The sequence below is a fragment of the Pelomonas sp. Root1444 genome (genome assembly GCF_001426885.1).
Classification (GTDB): domain Bacteria; phylum Pseudomonadota; class Gammaproteobacteria; order Burkholderiales; family Burkholderiaceae_C; genus Pelomonas.
Window position 1 is genome coordinate 430948 of record NZ_LMFP01000013.1, and the last position, 15815, is coordinate 446762.

Consider the following 15815-nt stretch of genomic DNA (forward strand, 5'->3'; position numbering starts at 1 on the left):
GCGAGGCAATGAACCTCCTCGACCGCATCGCACCACCCCTGTTCATCTTCATCTGGGCCACCGGCTACCTCGTCGCCAAGCTGGCCGCGCCGTACGCTGACCCGCTGACCTTCCTGAGCTGGCGCTATGCCGGCGTCGTTGCGCTGATGCTGGGCTTGGCGCTGGCGGCGCGAGCCGCCTGGCCGTCGCGGCGCGACATGCTGCACCTGGCCGTGGCCGGCATCGGCATCCAGGCGCTCTATCTCGCCGGCGTGTGGGTCTCCATCCGCCAGGGCCTGCCGGCCGGCACCGCGGCGCTCATCGTCAACCTGCAGCCGGTGCTGGTGGCCGCACTGGCGCCGATGATCGGCGAGCGCGTCACGCCGCGGCAGTGGCTGGGCGTGGGCTTCGGCCTGGCCGGCGTCGTCCTGGTCATCTGGCACAAACTGACCCTGGGCACCAGCTTCGGCCTGCCGCTGCTGCTGTGCCTGATGGCGCTGCTCGGCATCACCGCCGGCACGCTGTACCAGAAGCGCTTCGTGCCGCACTTCGACCTGCGCACCGGCCAGGTCGTGCAGTTCGCCGCCTCGCTGGCCGTCACGCTGCCGCTGGCCTGGTGGATGGAGCCGATGCGCATCGAATGGAATGCCTCGGTGCTTGTCGCGATGGCCTGGAGCATCCTGGTGCTGACCGCCGGCGGCATCAGCCTGATGTTCTACATGCTGCGCCATGGCCGCGTCACGGCCGTCAGCAGCACCATGTATCTGGTGCCCTCTGTCACCTCGGTGATGGCGTGGTTGATGTTCGGCGAGACACTCGGCGCACAAGCCATTGCCGGCATGGGCGTGACGCTGCTGGGCGTCTACCTCGTCGTCGGCCAAAGAAAGCCGGAGACCGCGTCATGACCCGAGCCCATCACCAGTTCTGGCCGGCCCGCTTGCCGCATGCCATCGAGCCGCCCGCCACCGCGCTGCCGGACAACCTGCAGGTCAGCGCGCGCCGCTTCCCCCACCGGCCGGCGCTGGTCTACCTGGGCCACACGACGACCTATGCCGAGCTGGCCGCGCAGGTCGCACGCCTGTCCGCCTGGCTGGCCCAGCGCGGCGTCAAGAAGGGCGACCGCGTGGCCGTCGGCCTGCAGAACTGCCCGCAGCTCGTCATTGCCCATTACGCCGTGCTGAGCGCCGCCGCGGTCGTCGTGCCGGTCAACCCGATGAACCGCGCGCCGGAGCTGAAGCACCTCATCGAGGACAGCGGCGCCGTCCTCGCCATCACCAGCGCCGACCTCAGCGCCGAATGGCTGGCCGCCGGCATGGCCGCTGCGGACCTGCTGGTCACGCGACTGGCCGAAGTGCTGCCGGACGGCCGCGCCGGCCTGCATGGGCTTCCTCCGGGCTGGGCCGACTGGCTCGACGCCGACATCGCGCTGCCCGCGGGCGCCACCTCCTGGGCCGACGCCCTCGCCTGCTCGGCCCCGCCGCCGGTGACCACCGTCGGCGCCGACGACCTCGCGCTGCTGCCCTACACCAGCGGCACCACCGGCCACCCCAAGGGCTGCATGCACCGCCACCGCAGCCTGCAGCACAACGTGTTCGCCGGCGGGATGTGGGCCAACGTCTGCCATGAAGATGTCGTGCTGGGCGTCGTGCCCATGTTCCACATCACCGGCATGGTGGTCGTCATGCACGGCACGCTGGCCGCGGGTGCCAGCCTCGTGCTGATGCCGCGCTGGCAGCGCGAGTACGCCGCCCGACTCATCAAGGCGCACCGCGTCACGCGCTGGACCAACATCCCCACCATGGTCATCGACCTGCTCGCCAGCCCCGAGGTCGACAGCTTCGACCTCAGCAGCATGGTCAGCATCGGCGGGGGCGGCGCGGCCATGCCCCAGGCCGTGGCCGAGCGGCTGCTGAACCGTTGGGGCCTGCGCTACATGGAAGGCTACGGCCTGACCGAGACCGCGGCGCCCAGCCACACCAACCCCTACGACGCGCCCAAGCAGCAATGCCTGGGTGTGCCTTACCTGAGCTGCGACGCCCGCGTCGTCGACCCCGACACCCTGCGCGAACTGCCGGTGGGCGAAAGCGGCGAGATCATCGTCCACGGTCCCATGGTGTTCGACGGCTACTGGCGCCGCGCCGACGCCACCGAGGCGGCCTTCGTGGCGTTCGACGGCAAGCGCTTCTTCCGCACCGGCGACATCGGCTACGTCGACGCCGACGGCTACTTCTTCATGACCGACCGCCTGAAGCGCATGATCAATGCGAGCGGCTTCAAGGTCTGGCCGTCCGAGGTCGAGAACCTCATGCACGCCCACCCCGGCATCGCCGAGGCCTGCATCATCTCGGCGCCCGACGCCTACCGTGGCGAGACCGTCAAGGCCGTCGTCGTGCGTCGTGCCGGCCATGCGTCCCTCACCGAGGCCGAGCTGCGCGACTGGTGCCGCGCCAACATGGCCGCCTACAAGGTGCCGGCGCGCATCGAGTTCGTCGACAGCCTGCCCAAGAGCGGCGCTGGCAAGGTGATGTGGCGGGCGCTGCAGGAGCGCGAGCGCGACCGGTGAGCGACGTCGAGCGGCTGACCGCGCTGGTGCGCGGGACGCCCTGGTTCATGGCTGCGCTGCGCGCCGGCCGCGAGCTGGGCCTGGCGCAGTGGTGCATCGGCGCCGGTGCGCTGCGCAACCTCGTCTGGGACGCGTTGCACGGCCAGCCGCGTTCCGAACTGACCGATGTGGACTTCGCCTATTTCTGCGCCGCGGACATCGGCCCGGCGCGCGACGCCGGACTGCAACGCCGCCTCGGCGCGCTCTGCCCCGGCCTGCCGTGGGAAGTGACCAACCAGGCCGGCGTGCACCTGTGGTTCGAGGCCTGTTTCGGCCAGGCCGTTGAGCCGCTGCACTCGCTGGCCGACGCCATCGCCACCTGGCCCGAGCCGGCAACGGCAGTGGGCGTGTGGCTGGACACCGCCGACGCGCTGCATGTCATCGCGCCGCATGGGTTGGATGACCTGCTGCACATGCGCATCCGCCGCAACCCGGTGCGCGTGAGCATGGAGACCTATCGCGCGCGCTGCGCCAGCAAACGCTACACCGAGCGCTGGCCCCAGGTCGTCATCGAACCGGGTTGAGGCCGCCGTTGTGGCCCGCGTTCAATGCTGGGCCGGTGTCGGTTGCGGCTGCGTGGACCAGTGCGGTTGCCTGGCCAGCTCCGCCGCGGTGACCTCGTCGGCGGTGACGGCATATTCATTGCTGCTGCGCTCCACGAAGTAAGCCGAGCGGTAGCGCTGCAGCAATCCCCCGAGCGCTTTGCGTGCCTCGCCGGGGTGGCCATTGAACGTGAGGGTCAGTGTGGTCATGAGCGTGCCGTCCTTCCAGAATGGCTGATGGGTGAATGCCGTCTGCCTTCTTGAACGCCGATGCGCCACTGCCGTTGACGGGCTCGTTGATACGGGATGTGAAGGGCGGGCCCATCGCGTGAGCGACCACAGCCTGCTGACGCGCTGGGCAAGCAGGAGCGGCTGCCCGTCAGTCGCCGGGAACAAACGGGTTCTCGGCCTCGTACTCCGCCCGCGTCTTGCGACGGTGGTTGCCCGTCAGGCCCACGGCCGCCAAGGCGCGGTCCGTGTAGATCTCCGACCGGAGTGGCCAATCGTGGGCGGCGTCAAACAGCCCTGGCATGAGTTCGTAGCTCAGCGGCTTGCCGTCGGCGTCGACGTCGTTGAACCACAGGTGCGAACCACAGCTCGGGCAGAAGGCCCGCTCTGCGAAGCTGGAGGAGCGATAACGGGTCACCTGGCCGGTGACGGTGACGGCGGGCGCATCCGCCGTGAAGCACAGGAACAACCCGCCCGACCACCGTTGGCACATCCGGCAATGGCAGGCGCCGATCCGCGGATCGTGGTGGCCGGCCACGGTGATCGTGACGGCGCCGCACAGACAACGGCCGGTGATGGGGCCTTTGGCCGAGGTGCTGCCGGCGGTGCCGTCGGCTTGGGTGGGCGGTGTCTGCATTCTTCTGGCTCCTGAGTCGCACAGCGGCCAAGGGGCAAACGGCGCGCCGGGACCAAGCCTGAGATTCGGCATCGCGCCCTGGCCCTCAGCGACCGACCGCGACCGAACCGGTGTGCGATGCCTGCAGGCCGGGCCGCCCCGCGGGCTGCAACAGCAGGTACAGCAGCGGCCCGAACGACCCGGCCGCCACCGTCAGCACGGCATACGGCCAGACCGTGCGGCCATTGCGCTTCGCGTCGCGCCAGATGAAGCCCAGCGCGATGAAGGACATGACCACCAGATCGAGCAGCACCTGCCAGGCGCCGACGCTTGCCATGCCGGCCTGCCAGATGCCGACGTAGCCGACCTGCCACATCGCATACAGCGAGAAGGCGCCGAAGGCGGCGAGGACGATGACGAGGATGGTGCGCATGGCGGTTCTCCGGTGGGTTGGGGTGGTGCCATCGTCGGCAGCGGCCCACGGCGCCGCAATGACCTGGGAGGTCATCGCCGGCTTGACCCGCGGCCCTTAAGGTGGCGGCCATGAAGCACATCGTTCCCACCGCCCTGCTGCTCGTCGCCCTGCTGCATGCGCTGCCCCTGGCCGGCGTGCTGGGCGCCGCGCGGTTGTCCATGCTCTACGGCATCGACGTGCAGGAGCCCAACCTCGCGCTGCTGCTGCGCCACCGCGCCGTGCTCTTCGGCCTGCTCGCGGCCTTGCTGGCCACCGCGGCGCTGCGGCCCGCGCTGCACGGTGCGGGCCTGGTGGCGGGCCTCGTCAGCGTCGGCGCCTTCCTGCTGCTGGCGCTGCTGGAAGGGCCGCTCAACGCCGCCCTCGTCACCGTCGTGCGTCTCGACATCGTGGCGTTGATACTGCTGATTGCCGCAGGCCTTGCCCACCTGCTAACCCAGCCATCGCCATGACCGCCACCCTCGCCGCCCTGCGCAAGCGCCGCCGCGTCAGCCAGCTGGAGCTGTCGCTGCGCACCGGCGTCTCGCAACGCCACCTCAGCTGCATCGAGACCGGCCGCTCACGCGCCGGCCGCGAGACGCTGTTCGCGCTGCTCGACGCCCTCGGCGCCACGCTGGAGGAGCGCAACCAGGCCTTGCTCGCTGCCGGCTATGCACCCGCCCATGCCGAGCGCGCGCTGGACGCGCCCGAGATGGCGCCGGTGCGCGCCGCGCTGGAGCAGCTGCTGCACGCCCACGGCGCGACGCCCGCGCTGGTGATCGACGGCGACTACAACCTTGTCATGGCCAACGTCGGCCTGGCCCGTCTGCTGACGTTGCTGGGCCTGCCGGGCGAAGCGATGCTGAGCCAGCCCATGAACCTGCTGCGTGCCGTCTTCTCACCCGGAGGCCTGCGGGGCCTGTGCGTGAACGAGGCCGAGCTGTGCGGCGAGATGTGGGCCCGCGCCAGCCGCGAGGCCGAACACCTGCCGCGGCTGCGCGCGCTGCTGGACGAACTGCGGCCGACGCTGCAGCCGTGGGCCCCGGTCGAAACCGGCAACCTGCCCGTCCTCTCCTTTCGCCTGCGCGCGGCGGACGGCCGCACGCTGAGCTTCTTCTCGGCCCTCACCAGCTTCGGCACGCCGCTGGACATCACGCTGGCGTCGCTGAAGGTGGAGCATCTGTTCCCGGCCGACGAACTGACACGGCGGGCACTCGCGGAGGCCGACGACGAGCCACGGGCCAAGAGTGCCGGGCCGAACGGCTGAACGCTGACGTCACAGTCCCGCGCGGCGCAGCCACGCCTCGGTTTCGACCACGCGGACGCCGGCGGACTGCAGGTTGCGCAGCACGCGATGCCGGCTTTCGATGCCCACCAGCATCAGCACCCGCTTGCCCGGATGTGCGCGCACGACGTCGCGCAGGCGGTCCGCATGGTGCTGGTCCCACTGCTGCTGCACGCGGGCCGCCGCCCCGCCGACCAGGCCTTCCTCGAGCTCCCGCATCGCCGCCACCAGCTGGTCGGTCTTCGCGCTATTCACGTCGGCGGCGGAGGCCCACCCGGCAGCCATCGCCCGGTACGTGGCCTGCTTCAGTTCGTCGAGCGCCTTGGCGCCCGCCGGGTTGCGCTCGCCGAAGGCCTTGTACGCCTGCCCCGCCGCGCCCGTCAGCTCCGTGAACAAGGCCCCATCCGGCTCCGAGCCGAAAGCCGGCGCGCCGGTGGCGTCGAGGTACGGGAAGATGACCTCGGTGTACTCGACCTTGCCGGGCCAGACCTTGCGGTCGCGCAGCTCCGTCGGCGTGACGTCCAGCACCAGCACCTCGGGCTTCACCGCATCGATCAGCCGCTGCAGGGCGGCGAGCCCGTAGGCCGGCACCGTGCGGTGGCGTGCGTACAAGGTGGAGATGACAAACACGTCGCCTGGCGGATTCGCCAGTGCCTGCGTGGCGGCGGCACTGGCGGCGGCCATCATGCCCAGCACCACCCGCCTTGACCGGCCGCGCCCCGTCGTGTGCATGCGCTTCCCCCGTGGAGTTGAAAGGCCTGCAATCTAGGCGCGAGCAGGACGGCGGTCAGGGGCATGCGACGAACCGGGCAAGGCCGGCGACGAGCCCGCTTCGACCGCGACGGAGCGGCCGTCGCCGGCGTGCGGCGCGATGCCTTGGGCGACCGCAGGCTCCGGCTAGAGCTGCTGCGCCATCGCCTTGCACTCTTCGAAACTTCGCTCGGGGCTGTCGCCCCAGAATATGCGGTCAAAGCCGTCGCCCATCAGCTTCAGCTGTTCCTGCAAGGCCTGTTTGTCCTTGGCCATGCATGCGAAATAGGCGTACATGTTCCGATGGTCGGTGTGCGGGTAGCGCGACAGGCGGTCCTCAAATCCCGCTTTCATCTTCGGCCAGGAGGCATGCGTCGCGCTGAACAGCGACTGCTTCGTCTCCGCATAGCTGAGCCCGGCATACAGGCGCGCATACATCTCCATGCCGCGCTTCTCCCGGGTGCTTTTGGTCACCGATGTGATGAACCGCTCGACGAGGTCGAGGTCGCCGCCCCATTTCGGCAGCAATGACTCCTCCATCAGGAAATACAGCGCGTCATGGTCGGGGTTCTTCGCGATGCCCTTCTCGAAGACCGCCATCAAGCGATCGATCTCCCATCCCAGGCCGCGGCCGACGTTCAGCATGAGGCTGTTCCAGGAGCTGTCCTTGGCGGCCAGTTCCTGGTTGCGCCGCAGATGATCGAGGGCCAGACCCAGGTACTTGCCGAATTCGGCCCAGGACGCCGGTGACACCGTATTGGCGTAGCCGCCGCCCCGGTGGAACCATGCATGGGCCGAGAGGCTGTTCACATAGAGCAGTTGCGCCAGGACCGATTGCGGATGGTCCAGCGCCCACTTGCGCGTCAGGGCGTCCATCTGCGCGTAGTACGCCTCGGTGACGTGCAAGCCCGAGTCGCTGACCTTTCCGATGCCCATCCAGAAATGCTCGACGCGTGGGTTGCCGGTCAACGGCGAGCGTTCACCGGGTTTGCCGTAGATCGCATACAGGCGCTCCAGCTCGACGAAGTCTCCATAGCGGAACGCGGCCTCCACCTGGTCGGGCACCGTGGGCGGCTTTGGCTTGTCGGGGGTCTGCGCATGCGCTGGCTGGCCCAGGGCGAGCCATCCACACAGGAGCCCGGCGCAGAGGGCCAGTGAAAACCTACTTTGCTTCATCGCTGCCCTTGTCGAGGTTCCATTCCATGACGAATTCAGCCTTCCCCGCCTTGCCGGTGGGATAGCTCCGCTGCCTCGCGTAGTCGAGGGCGGCGTCATCGAGCAGCGCTTCAAACGCCAGCGGCCTGTTGCCGCGCACGCCGGGCACCCGCATCTCACGCGCCACCACCTCGGTCTTGAAGGCCTTGCCCTGGTCGTCCACGTTGACTTGCAGCGTGCTCTCTCCTTGAACGTGAAAGAAACTCGCGACGGCCGGATAGGCGGGCTTGCCGTCGGCTCGGGGCGCCGACGCCGCCTTCGGTTTGTAGCCGGCAGGCACGAAGTCATTGACGTCCAGCATGGTCGAGTAGCGGTAGACCGTCAGCGCCCGGGTTCGGTCCGTCTTCACGTCGGCGAGCTGCGACTGCAGCCACCACTGGCTTTTGGCGCACTGTTCCCAGCGATCCGGCTTGGCGGGCTTGCGGTCGCGAGCGAAAACCTGTGCGGCCAGGAAGGGCGTCATCGGTGCGGCCGCCACGGGCAGGCCCTCGCGCAGGCGCGTCACGGCGTGATCCGCCGCCATCAGTTCGGCCGCTGCCGGGCGTGCCGCCAGCCCCTGCCGCGTGGTGCCCACCCGGGACAGCAGTTCCTTCTCCGCGGCCAGCAGCGCCGCCCGCGCATCGGCCGGTGCGGCCTGGATCATGGCGATCCGGCGACCGAAATAGGCCGCGGGCAAGGTGCTGCATGCCTTAGGCGCCAGAGCCGCCTTCAACCAGGCTTCGTCAAGGGCCGGACCGGCGCTCTCCACGGACGCGATGGCGATCTCGTTGAGGGACCTCAGGTACAGCGCCTGATGCAGGTCGGCGCCTCTCAAGTTCGGGTTGTTTGCCGCGGCGCGTTCCTCGGCGATCCAGGCGGGGATCAGCGTCTTCAAACGGGCCACATGATCGCGGGCGAGTTGAGCTGCCGCGTCACGCAAGCTGGAGTCCAGCGCGATGTCGTCGGGCACCGCATAGGCGTTCTCATGCCACCTCGCCAAGCCATTGACCAACGCTGCGTCCTGTTCCGCCAGCAGCGCCTGGACCGTGGGCGCTTCGGTTGCGGCGCTGGCAATCGATGGCAACGGTGCGCTAGCGCAGCAAAGCAAAAGACGCCCCAACCCGGTTTTCAACCAACGCATACACGCCCTCCCAAGCGCAGTCCCTGAGCAGCGGCGGATGTTAGGGAGAAAGCGCCCGGCAGTTCATCGGGTATGCGTGGATTCGCTGGTCGCCGCGCTGCAGACCGAGGTTCAAGCATCCGACGAGTTCACGGCTATCGTTGCATCCCCTGTTTGTGGCGCTGTGAACCATGCCCCGCTACGTCGCACTGCTCCGAGGCGTGAGCCCGATGAACTGCCAGATGCCGGTGCTCAAGCGTTGCCTGGAGGAGGCCGGCTTCACCGATGTGAAGACGCTGCTGAGCAGCGGCAACGTGGCTTTCTCTACGGCCCGGTCCGCATCGCTGCCCGCGCTGCAGAAGCGCGTCGAGAAGGCGATGCGCGACGGCGCAGGCTACGACTTCCTGACCGTCGTGCGCTCGACCGCGCACCTGCAGCGGCTGCTCGACGCGGACCCGTTTGCGGCGTTCAAGCTGCCGGCCGGCGGCAAGCGTGTGCTGACCTTCCTGCGCGAGCCCGACGCGGTGCACGAGGTCGAGCTGCCCATCTCGCGTGACGAGGCCAGCATCCTCCAGCGCAGGGGCGGCGAGGTGTTGTGCGTCTACGTGCCCAACGCCAAGGGCCCGGCCTTCATGCAGCTGCTGGAGAAGACCTTCGGCAAGGCGATCACGACGCGCACCTGGGACACCGTCGCCAGGTGCGCCCGCGCTTGAGGCGTTCCCACGCACTTGTCGCCCCGGGCTGAGCGTCGGCCCGTCAGATCGTCAGCTCGCGCTCCACGTCCTGCACCTTGCGGCGCGCCAGGGCCAGGTTGGACTTGGCCTTGTCGAGCACGAAGTAGATGAACACGCCTTCCTTGCGCGACATCGGGCGGATGACGTGGTACTGCTTGCCCAGCGTGATGAGGATGTCGTCGATGACGTCGTTCAGGCCCAGCTGGCGCATGACCTTGGCCTTGGCGCGCACGACTTCGGTGTTGCCGGCGGCAGCGATCTCCAGGTCCACGCCCGAGCCGGCGGAGCCCAGCATCATGCCGCTGCCGGCGTCGACGACGGCGGCGCACATGGCGCCGTCCACGGTCAGGAGGTCTTCGAGGCTTTGGCGGATGTTGGCCATGGTGTTTGCTTTCTGTCGTTCAGACGGGTTGTGAAAAAGGGGTGGGGTGTCAGCCGCGGCCAGCCACCAGCTCGCCGATGCGCATGCCCATGCGTTGGAGCGTCGGCCAGTCGACGGCACGGTGCTGGCCGACGGCGATGAAGAGGAGTTCGGGGTCGGCGGCGCAGCGGAACACGGCGATCAGGCCGTCGGCGTGGTACAGCGCCACGGCGATGAAATCCCCCAGGCAGCCGAAATGCGCCGCATGGCGGCGGTGCAGCCGCCAGTGGTCGGAGGCCGCCTCCCACAGCGAGGCCTGCGCCGCCAGTTCGCCGTGGGCGGTCCAGACCATGCCGGAGCCGGCCTCGACCAGCGCGCAGCCGCGGATGCCGGGCCGCTGCGCGAGCGTGTCGACGGCTTGCGAGAGTTCGTCCTTGCTGGCCCTCATGCGCGCAGCAGCGCCTTCTCGCATTGCGCGAGCGCCGCCCAGACCATGCCGAGCAGCGCCTGGGTGTCGGTCAGCACGCCGACGACCAGCTCGTGCATGCCGGCCTTCACGCACCGCACGACCAGGCGGCCCTGGGTGGACTCGACCACCAGGCAGCGCGGGGTGCCGATGCCCGTTTCGCGGCTGGCCGCCGCACCCAGCGCACCGATGGAGCTGATGAGGGCGGCCAGGCGGTCGGCGTCGAGGGGTTGGCGCTGGGCCACGGCGAGCGAGAAGCCGTCGATGGTGGCCACGAGCACGGTGCGGGCACCGTCGATGCCGTCCAGGAGGTCCTGGGCGGCGCGCGCGCCGGGGGCGCTGTAGGGATGGTCGCGGAGGTTCATGGCGGGGCGGTTGTCGGTCAGGGGGCAGCCGCCTCGGCCTGGGCCAGGATGGCATCGATCAGCCGCAGCACGTCATGGCGCTCGCGCACGTCGACCGCCAGCGTCGGGATGGCGAGGCCGCGCTCGGCCACCAGGTCGGTGAAGTCGTCCAGCGTCGGCAGCGGGCATTCCAGCGTGCGGCCCACGCCGATGGCGCAGTTCATCTGCGGCAGCAGGTCGGCGAAGTGGTCCAGGTAGACGCGCAGGTCGGCCCGCGGGTCGGGGCGCGAGTTGTCGATCAGGATGACCAGGCCCAGCGCCTGCTCGACCAGGATGCGCCACATGAAGTCGAAGCGCTGCTGGCCGGGCGTGCCGAACAGCCGCACGCGCACGCCCTCGCCCAGGTCGACGTGGCCGTAGTCCAGCCCCACGGTGGTCACCGCCTTGGCCAGGCCGGGGTCGCTGTTGGCGACGTCGGTGACGATGGGCGCGATGTCGCTGAGCGCCGCGATGGCGGTGGTCTTGCCGGCGCCGGGCGTGCCGGTGAAGACGATCTTCAAGTCCATCGTCAGCGGCTTTCCTCGGGAATGCCGAGCCGGGCGCGCAGCCGGGTCAGCAGGGCGCGGTCCGGGCGCGCCGGGTCCCTCGTCGCGCGCAGTGGGGGCGGGGCGGCGGGCTCGGCGCGCAGCAGGTCGTTGTCCCGCATCAGGTCCAGGAAATGGCGGCAGCGCTCCAGGGCCACGCCGCTGAGCGACGCCAGTTCGTCCACGCTCAGGTAGCGCACGGTGATGAAGCTGGCCATGCGCAGGCCCTGGGGGATGGCGTCCAGCAGGTTGGTGCCCGGCCAGCGCCGCAGCCGGAAGCGCACGGCCAACGGCGCCGCGGCGGCGGGCGCCCGCGTGCGGAGCGCCGGAGGCGGGGCGGGCGTCTGGCGCTCGATGGCGGCGAGGACTTCCACGAAGTCGTCGTACTGCAGCGGCCGCCGCAGCACGAGCAAGTCACCGGCCTCGACGTGCGCGGCGGCCTCGACGATGCGCACCTGATGCGGCGCGCGCTCCAGCCAGCCCGGCACGGTGGGTGGGTCGTCCGCGGCGTAGAAGTAAACGTCCACCGGGCCCTCGGTCACGATGCGCCACTCCTGGCGCAGCCGGTCGCTGTCCACGAGGAGGAACACCTGCAGGCGGCGGGTGTCGCTCTCCGGCAGGCCGGCCAGCAGGATGCGACGCGGCAAGGCGCTGCTGAACGATGCGGCCTGCCCCATCAGTGCCACCGGGCGGTGATCAGGGGCCGTGCGGACGGTGAGGACGGTGAGGACGGTGAGGACCGGAGATAGGCATTCATGACGGACTGCTTGTGCCGTGGGGCTGCAGTGCAGCCCCGATGTACATATTAATCTACGTGAGTAGATGTTTATCTACAGAAGGCTTGCTGAAGCGCGTCGACACGCCCGGCCCGCAGGTTCACGTCTGGCCCGACTCGGGCAGGTGGATCACGCCGGTGTGGAAGTTGTAGTCGAACACCTCGCCATAACGCGCCCATTCGATGGCCACGCGCAGCACGCGTTGCGCCTCGGCGGCCTCCATGCTGTCCTGCAGCAGCTTCAGGAAGGGCCCCTGCTTGAGCTCGCCGCCGGCCTCCTGCTCCAGGCTGTGGCGGATGAAGGCGGCCAGCGGCACGTGGGCCAGCAGCTGCTGGCCGAAGATCTCGCGGCGGAACTCGTGGCCGCCCTGCACGTAGTTGTGGCCCAGCGGCGTGACGATGAGGTCGCCGCCGCTGAGCTGGGCCAGGCCCAGGCGGTGCAGCGCGTCCGCCAGCGGCAGCAGCGCCTCGTCGGTCAGCGCGCTCTGCTCGGCCAGCCGCGGCAGGTCGGCGCGGCCCTGGAACTGCGCATTGGCCAGCAGCTCCAGCAGGCTCTCCATGCGGCCAATGTCGGCCTCGGGCAGGCGGTCCGACAGGTGCGGCCGCGCCGGCTCCCCGGGCGCGCCCGCGGCGGGCGCGGCGCTGGTCATCAGCCGGTAGACCTCGTCGACCAGCAGCCGCACCTCCGCGCTGTCGGCGTGGCGCGGGCGCGGCAGCGTGATCGGCAGCTCGGTGCGCACGCGGCCCGGGTTGCTGGCGAAGATCAGCACCCGGTCGGCCATCATGACGGCCTCCTCGATGTTGTGCGAGACGACCAGCATGGCTTGCGTGGGCATCTGGTCGCTGTCCCACAGCTGCAGGATCTCCTGGCGCAGCCGCTCGCCGGTCAGCACGTCCAGCGCCGAGAAGGCCTCGTCCATCAGCAGCACGGCCGGCTGCATGACCAGCGCCCGTGCGATGCCCACGCGTTGGCGCATGCCGCCCGACAGCTCGCGCGGCAGCGCGCCCTCGAAGCCCGCCAGGCCGATCAGCTCGATGGCCGCGCCGGCGCGGCGCGCGCGCTCGGCCGCCGGCACGCCCGCCGCCTCCAGGCCCAGCTCGACGTTCTGCTGCACCGTCAGCCACGGGAACAGCGCGAAGCTCTGGAACACCATCGCGATGCCCTGCGCCGGCCCGAACAGCGGCTGGCCGCGGTAGCGCACGTCGCCCGCATCGGCCGGCACCAGCCCGGCCATGATGCGCAGCAGCGTGCTCTTGCCCGAGCCGCTCTGGCCCAGCAGCGCGACGATCTCGCCCTTGGCCAGCGAGAAGTCCACTTCCTGCAGCACCGTGCGCAGGCTGCCATCCGAGGACTTGAAGCCCTTGGCGACGCCCTTCAGTTCAATCAAGTCGTCCATCAGGAATGCATCCTCTGTTCGGCGAGCCGGTACAGCCGCCGCCACACGCAATGGTTCATCGCCATGACGAAGACGCACATGACGCCGATGCCCAAGGCGATGCGCGGGAAGTCGCCGGCCGTCGTCATCTGCTGGATGTAGCTGCCCAGGCCCGCGGCCTGCAGCTGGGTGTCGCCCCAGCTCACGGACTCGGCCACGATGCTCGCGTTCCAAGAGCCGCCGCTGGCCGTCAGCGCGCCGGTCACGAAGCTCGGGAAGATGGCCGGAAGCAGGTAGCGCTTCCAGGCCAGCCAGCCCTTCAGGCCGAGGTTGCGCGCCGCCAGGCGCAGCTCGGTCGGGATGGTGGACGCGCCGGCCACGACGTTGAAGAGCAGGTACCACTGCGTGCCCAGGATGATCAGCGGCGACAGCCACAGGTCGGGATTCAGCCGCCACTTGACGATGGCGAGTACGGCGACCGGGAACACCAGGTTGGACGGGAAGGCCGCGAGGCACTGCACCACCGCCTGCACGCGGCCGGCGATGCGCGGGTGCAGGCCGATCCACACGCCGATGGGCACCCAGATCAGCGCGGCCAGCGCGGTCAGCACCAGCACGCGCGCCAGCGTGTACAGCCCGAGCTTGAAGACATGTGCCGCCTCGCCCCAGCCGACCTCGGTGTGGATGAAGGTGACGAGCCGCCAGACGGCGAACAGCACCAGCGCCGCGACCAGCGCGTCCCAGGCGCGCGCCCACAGCGGGTTGGGCGGCTGTGGGCGGGCGCGGATGGAGCGGCCGTCGTAGGTCTTCCTCAGCGGCGCGAAGCTCGCCGTGATCCAGCGCCCCGGCCAGGCGCCCAGTCGCTGCAGCCGCCGCGTGCGGCGCAGCCAGGCCAGCAGCCAGGACCGCGGCGCCGGCTCGCCGCCCGCGGCCTCGAAGCGGAACTTGTCGGCCCAGGCCAGCAGCGGGCGGAAGAACAGCTGGTCGTACAGCAGGATGCCCACCAGCATGCCCAGGATGGCCCAGGCGATGGCGTGAAGGTCGCGCGCCTGGATGGCGACGGCGATGTACGAGCCCACGCCGGGCAGCTTGATGTCCTGGCCGGCCACCGAGATGGCTTCCGACGCGACGACGAAGAACCAGCCGCCCGACATGCTCATCATCATGTTCCACAGCAGCCCCGGCATCGCGAACGGCAGCTCCAGCCGCCAGAAGCGCTGCCAGCCCGACAGTTGGAAGATGTGGGCGGCCTCCTGCAGCTCGCCCGGCACGGTGCGCAGCGACTGGTAGAGGCTGAAGGCCATGTTCCAGGCCTGCGACGTGAAGATCGCGAACAGCGCCGCCAGCTCCACGCCGAACAGGTTGCCCGGGAACAGCGCGATGAAGGGCGCGACCGCGATCGCCTGGAAGCCCAGGATGGGGATGGACTGCAGGATGTCCAGCAGCGGCACCAACACCTTCTCGGCCGCGCGCACCTTGGCCGCCAGCACCGCGAACACGCAGGCGAACACCACCGACGCCGCCAGCGCGATGAACATGCGCAGCGTCGTGCGCAGCAGGTAGTAGGGCAGCCAGGCGACGTCCAGCGTCAGCGGCAGGGGTTCGCCGACATGGAAGGGGCGCGCCATCTGCGCCGCGGCCATGGTCAGCAGGCACAGCACCGCCAGCACGAGCGGCAGCAGCGCCCAGTCCCAGCGGTTGAAGCTGGCCTCGACGGCGGTGCGGGTGAAGAAGCGACGGTCGGCCATGGGCTGTGCGGCAAAACCCGGCAGCCTAGGCGGGCCATGTCTCTGGCCCGTGAAGCGTCGCTGTCCGCAGCCTTGCGGGAGCGCTCAGCCGGCGCTCGATGCCGGCGCCACGCCTACTGGGGGCTGATAACAAAGTGTCGAACTGACTGCCAATGTTTCGAAGTAGGCCGGTTCGCCAGAAGGCGAAGCGATGTCAAAGTTTCAACTTTGCGCCCTGAGCAGAAGCAGGTTGTGCCTTCGACGGCCGCGTCATCGCCAGTGACGGCGGCCAAGCGCGGGACTCATCTCGCGCTGCAAGGCGCGCCAGACCCGCTCCAAGCCTGCACACATCCACGGCTTGCCATCTCTGTGCACGCGCCACTGCCTCACGTCCCTGGGATTCGGCTCAAAGTGCAGGACCCAGGCAACGCCGCCACATGAGAACGTCCAGTCGAACGGCTGGCGTAGGTCCTCGCGCCTCGGCAGAGGGATATCGAGGGCGGGTTCCTGGCCTGCAGTCCTCAAGCGACGCTCGCGCCGAGCATCGCGCTCAGCAGCCGTTGCTGGACGGTAGGGTCGCATGCTCAAATGTTAGGCAAATATCGTTAACGATCCACCGATAACACGTTGAGCCTCATGGAATTGACCGCGCCTTTTCGAAGAGCTGAAGGTTTCGCTGAG

General features: G+C 69.5%; 19 protein-coding genes. 6 read left to right on the plus strand and 13 right to left on the minus strand.

The features are described from left to right. Nucleotides 1-8 precede the first annotated feature (8 nt). Genes ASD35_RS15555 through ASD35_RS15565 form a run of 3 tightly spaced genes read left to right on the plus strand, consistent with a single transcriptional unit; the run spans nt 9 to nt 3105 of the window. Nucleotides 9-884, plus strand: coding sequence for a DMT family transporter (locus tag ASD35_RS15555; RefSeq protein ID WP_056875840.1), 876 nt, complete (start codon nt 9-11; stop codon nt 882-884). After that, nucleotides 881-2542, plus strand: coding sequence for a long-chain-fatty-acid--CoA ligase (locus ASD35_RS15560; RefSeq protein ID WP_056875841.1), 1662 nt, complete (start codon nt 881-883; stop codon nt 2540-2542). Before ASD35_RS15555 ends, ASD35_RS15560 begins: the two co-directional genes overlap by 4 nt. Continuing rightward, a complete protein-coding gene (locus ASD35_RS15565) occupies nt 2539-3105 on the plus strand; it encodes a nucleotidyltransferase family protein (RefSeq protein WP_369819220.1) in 567 nt (188 codons plus the stop codon). The genes ASD35_RS15560 and ASD35_RS15565 overlap by 4 nt, the downstream gene beginning before the upstream one ends. A gap of 21 nt (nt 3106-3126) precedes the next feature. Here the strand turns inward: ASD35_RS15565 and ASD35_RS15570 are convergent, their stop codons facing one another. The 3 genes from ASD35_RS15570 to ASD35_RS15580 form a co-directional block, all read right to left on the minus strand. Further along, a complete protein-coding gene (locus ASD35_RS15570) occupies nt 3127-3333 on the minus strand; it encodes a hypothetical protein (protein ID WP_056875842.1) in 207 nt (68 codons plus the stop codon). A 169-nt stretch (nt 3334-3502) separates the two neighbouring features. Beyond that, nucleotides 3503-3988, minus strand: a complete 486-nt coding sequence (locus ASD35_RS15575) for a GFA family protein (RefSeq protein ID WP_056875843.1) — start codon at nt 3986-3988, stop codon at nt 3503-3505. Nucleotides 3989-4073: 85 nt separating this feature from the next. After that, nucleotides 4074-4400, minus strand: coding sequence for a hypothetical protein (locus ASD35_RS15580; RefSeq protein WP_056875844.1), 327 nt, complete (start codon nt 4398-4400; stop codon nt 4074-4076). A gap of 110 nt (nt 4401-4510) precedes the next feature. On the opposite strand from ASD35_RS15580, the gene ASD35_RS15585 reads away from it, so the two are divergent. Together ASD35_RS15585 and ASD35_RS15590 are read left to right on the plus strand one after the other, a co-directional pair. Beyond that, on the plus strand, nt 4511-4891 hold the full coding sequence (locus ASD35_RS15585) for a hypothetical protein (protein WP_056875893.1): 381 nt from the start codon (nt 4511-4513) through the stop codon (nt 4889-4891). Next, the gene (locus ASD35_RS15590; protein WP_056875845.1) at nt 4888-5685 is read left to right on the plus strand and encodes a helix-turn-helix domain-containing protein; all 798 of its coding nucleotides are present in this window, start codon (nt 4888-4890) and stop codon (nt 5683-5685) included. Before ASD35_RS15585 ends, ASD35_RS15590 begins: the two co-directional genes overlap by 4 nt. A gap of 9 nt (nt 5686-5694) precedes the next feature. On the opposite strand, the gene ASD35_RS15595 is transcribed toward ASD35_RS15590, so the two are convergent. The 3 genes from ASD35_RS15595 to ASD35_RS15605 all read right to left on the minus strand — a co-directional run bounded on the left by ASD35_RS15595 (nt 5695) and on the right by ASD35_RS15605 (nt 8788). Further along, nucleotides 5695-6390, minus strand: a complete 696-nt coding sequence (locus tag ASD35_RS15595) for a hypothetical protein (protein ID WP_157275588.1) — start codon at nt 6388-6390, stop codon at nt 5695-5697. A 210-nt stretch (nt 6391-6600) separates the two neighbouring features. Further along, nucleotides 6601-7629: a DUF4034 domain-containing protein gene (locus ASD35_RS15600; protein ID WP_157275589.1), complete on the minus strand. Its 1029-nt coding sequence runs from the start codon at nt 7627-7629 to the stop codon at nt 6601-6603. Next, nucleotides 7616-8788, minus strand: a complete 1173-nt coding sequence (locus tag ASD35_RS15605; protein ID WP_157275590.1) for a hypothetical protein — start codon at nt 8786-8788, stop codon at nt 7616-7618. The genes ASD35_RS15600 and ASD35_RS15605 overlap by 14 nt, the downstream gene beginning before the upstream one ends. 170 nt (nt 8789-8958) lie before the next feature. Between ASD35_RS15605 and ASD35_RS15610 the strand changes: the two genes are divergently transcribed. Continuing rightward, on the plus strand, nt 8959-9480 hold the full coding sequence (locus ASD35_RS15610) for a DUF1697 domain-containing protein (protein ID WP_056875849.1): 522 nt from the start codon (nt 8959-8961) through the stop codon (nt 9478-9480). 43 nt (nt 9481-9523) lie between these two features. Here the strand turns inward: ASD35_RS15610 and ASD35_RS15615 are convergent, their stop codons facing one another. The 7 genes from ASD35_RS15615 to ASD35_RS15645 all read right to left on the minus strand — a co-directional run bounded on the left by ASD35_RS15615 (nt 9524) and on the right by ASD35_RS15645 (nt 15155). Further along, nucleotides 9524-9883, minus strand: a complete 360-nt coding sequence (locus tag ASD35_RS15615) for a hypothetical protein (protein WP_056875850.1) — start codon at nt 9881-9883, stop codon at nt 9524-9526. Between the two features lie 49 nt (nt 9884-9932). Beyond that, nucleotides 9933-10310 carry a hypothetical protein gene (locus tag ASD35_RS15620; protein ID WP_056875851.1) on the minus strand — a complete coding sequence of 126 codons (378 nt, stop codon included), beginning with the start codon at nt 10308-10310 and terminating at the stop codon, nt 9933-9935. Continuing rightward, a complete protein-coding gene (locus ASD35_RS15625; RefSeq protein WP_056875852.1) occupies nt 10307-10693 on the minus strand; it encodes a roadblock/LC7 domain-containing protein in 387 nt (128 codons plus the stop codon). Before ASD35_RS15625 ends, ASD35_RS15620 begins: the two co-directional genes overlap by 4 nt. Nucleotides 10694-10710: 17 nt before the next feature. Then, the gene (locus ASD35_RS15630; protein ID WP_056875853.1) at nt 10711-11238 is read right to left on the minus strand and encodes an ATP/GTP-binding protein; all 528 of its coding nucleotides are present in this window, start codon (nt 11236-11238) and stop codon (nt 10711-10713) included. A 2-nt stretch (nt 11239-11240) separates the two neighbouring features. After that, complete coding sequence (locus ASD35_RS15635; protein WP_157275591.1) at nt 11241-11942, minus strand: hypothetical protein; 702 nt, start codon at nt 11940-11942, stop codon at nt 11241-11243. A gap of 190 nt (nt 11943-12132) precedes the next feature. Further along, nucleotides 12133-13428: a nitrate/sulfonate/bicarbonate ABC transporter ATP-binding protein gene (locus tag ASD35_RS15640; protein WP_056875855.1), complete on the minus strand. Its 1296-nt coding sequence runs from the start codon at nt 13426-13428 to the stop codon at nt 12133-12135. Then, nucleotides 13428-15155 (minus strand): ABC transporter permease subunit, encoded by a 1728-nt coding sequence (locus tag ASD35_RS15645; protein WP_056875856.1) that lies wholly within the window; start codon nt 15153-15155, stop codon nt 13428-13430. The genes ASD35_RS15640 and ASD35_RS15645 overlap by 1 nt, the downstream gene beginning before the upstream one ends. Between the last annotated feature and the right edge of the window lie 660 nt (nt 15156-15815).

Bases quoted from the DNA above. Each gene is read 5' to 3' on its own strand.
- ASD35_RS15585 (WP_056875893.1), top strand. From the start codon at position 4,511: ATGAAGCACATCGTTCCCACCGCCCTGCTGCTCGTCGCCCTGCTGCAT.
- ASD35_RS15630 (WP_056875853.1), bottom strand. From the start codon at position 11,238: ATGGACTTGAAGATCGTCTTCACCGGCACGCCCGGCGCCGGCAAGACC.
- ASD35_RS15570 (WP_056875842.1), bottom strand. From the start codon at position 3,333: ATGACCACACTGACCCTCACGTTCAATGGCCACCCCGGCGAGGCACGC.
- ASD35_RS15595 (WP_157275588.1), bottom strand. From the start codon at position 6,390: ATGATGGCCGCCGCCAGTGCCGCCGCCACGCAGGCACTGGCGAATCCG.
- ASD35_RS15590 (WP_056875845.1), top strand. From the start codon at position 4,888: ATGACCGCCACCCTCGCCGCCCTGCGCAAGCGCCGCCGCGTCAGCCAG.
- ASD35_RS15610 (WP_056875849.1), top strand. From the start codon at position 8,959: ATGCCCCGCTACGTCGCACTGCTCCGAGGCGTGAGCCCGATGAACTGC.
- ASD35_RS15625 (WP_056875852.1), bottom strand. From the start codon at position 10,693: ATGAACCTCCGCGACCATCCCTACAGCGCCCCCGGCGCGCGCGCCGCC.
- ASD35_RS15600 (WP_157275589.1), bottom strand. From the start codon at position 7,629: ATGAAGCAAAGTAGGTTTTCACTGGCCCTCTGCGCCGGGCTCCTGTGT.
- ASD35_RS15615 (WP_056875850.1), bottom strand. From the start codon at position 9,883: ATGGCCAACATCCGCCAAAGCCTCGAAGACCTCCTGACCGTGGACGGC.
- ASD35_RS15640 (WP_056875855.1), bottom strand. From the start codon at position 13,428: ATGGACGACTTGATTGAACTGAAGGGCGTCGCCAAGGGCTTCAAGTCC.
- ASD35_RS15605 (WP_157275590.1), bottom strand. From the start codon at position 8,788: ATGCGTTGGTTGAAAACCGGGTTGGGGCGTCTTTTGCTTTGCTGCGCT.
- ASD35_RS15645 (WP_056875856.1), bottom strand. From the start codon at position 15,155: ATGGCCGACCGTCGCTTCTTCACCCGCACCGCCGTCGAGGCCAGCTTC.
- ASD35_RS15575 (WP_056875843.1), bottom strand. From the start codon at position 3,988: ATGCAGACACCGCCCACCCAAGCCGACGGCACCGCCGGCAGCACCTCG.
- ASD35_RS15620 (WP_056875851.1), bottom strand. From the start codon at position 10,310: ATGAGGGCCAGCAAGGACGAACTCTCGCAAGCCGTCGACACGCTCGCG.
- ASD35_RS15560 (WP_056875841.1), top strand. From the start codon at position 881: ATGACCCGAGCCCATCACCAGTTCTGGCCGGCCCGCTTGCCGCATGCC.
- ASD35_RS15580 (WP_056875844.1), bottom strand. From the start codon at position 4,400: ATGCGCACCATCCTCGTCATCGTCCTCGCCGCCTTCGGCGCCTTCTCG.
- ASD35_RS15555 (WP_056875840.1), top strand. From the start codon at position 9: ATGAACCTCCTCGACCGCATCGCACCACCCCTGTTCATCTTCATCTGG.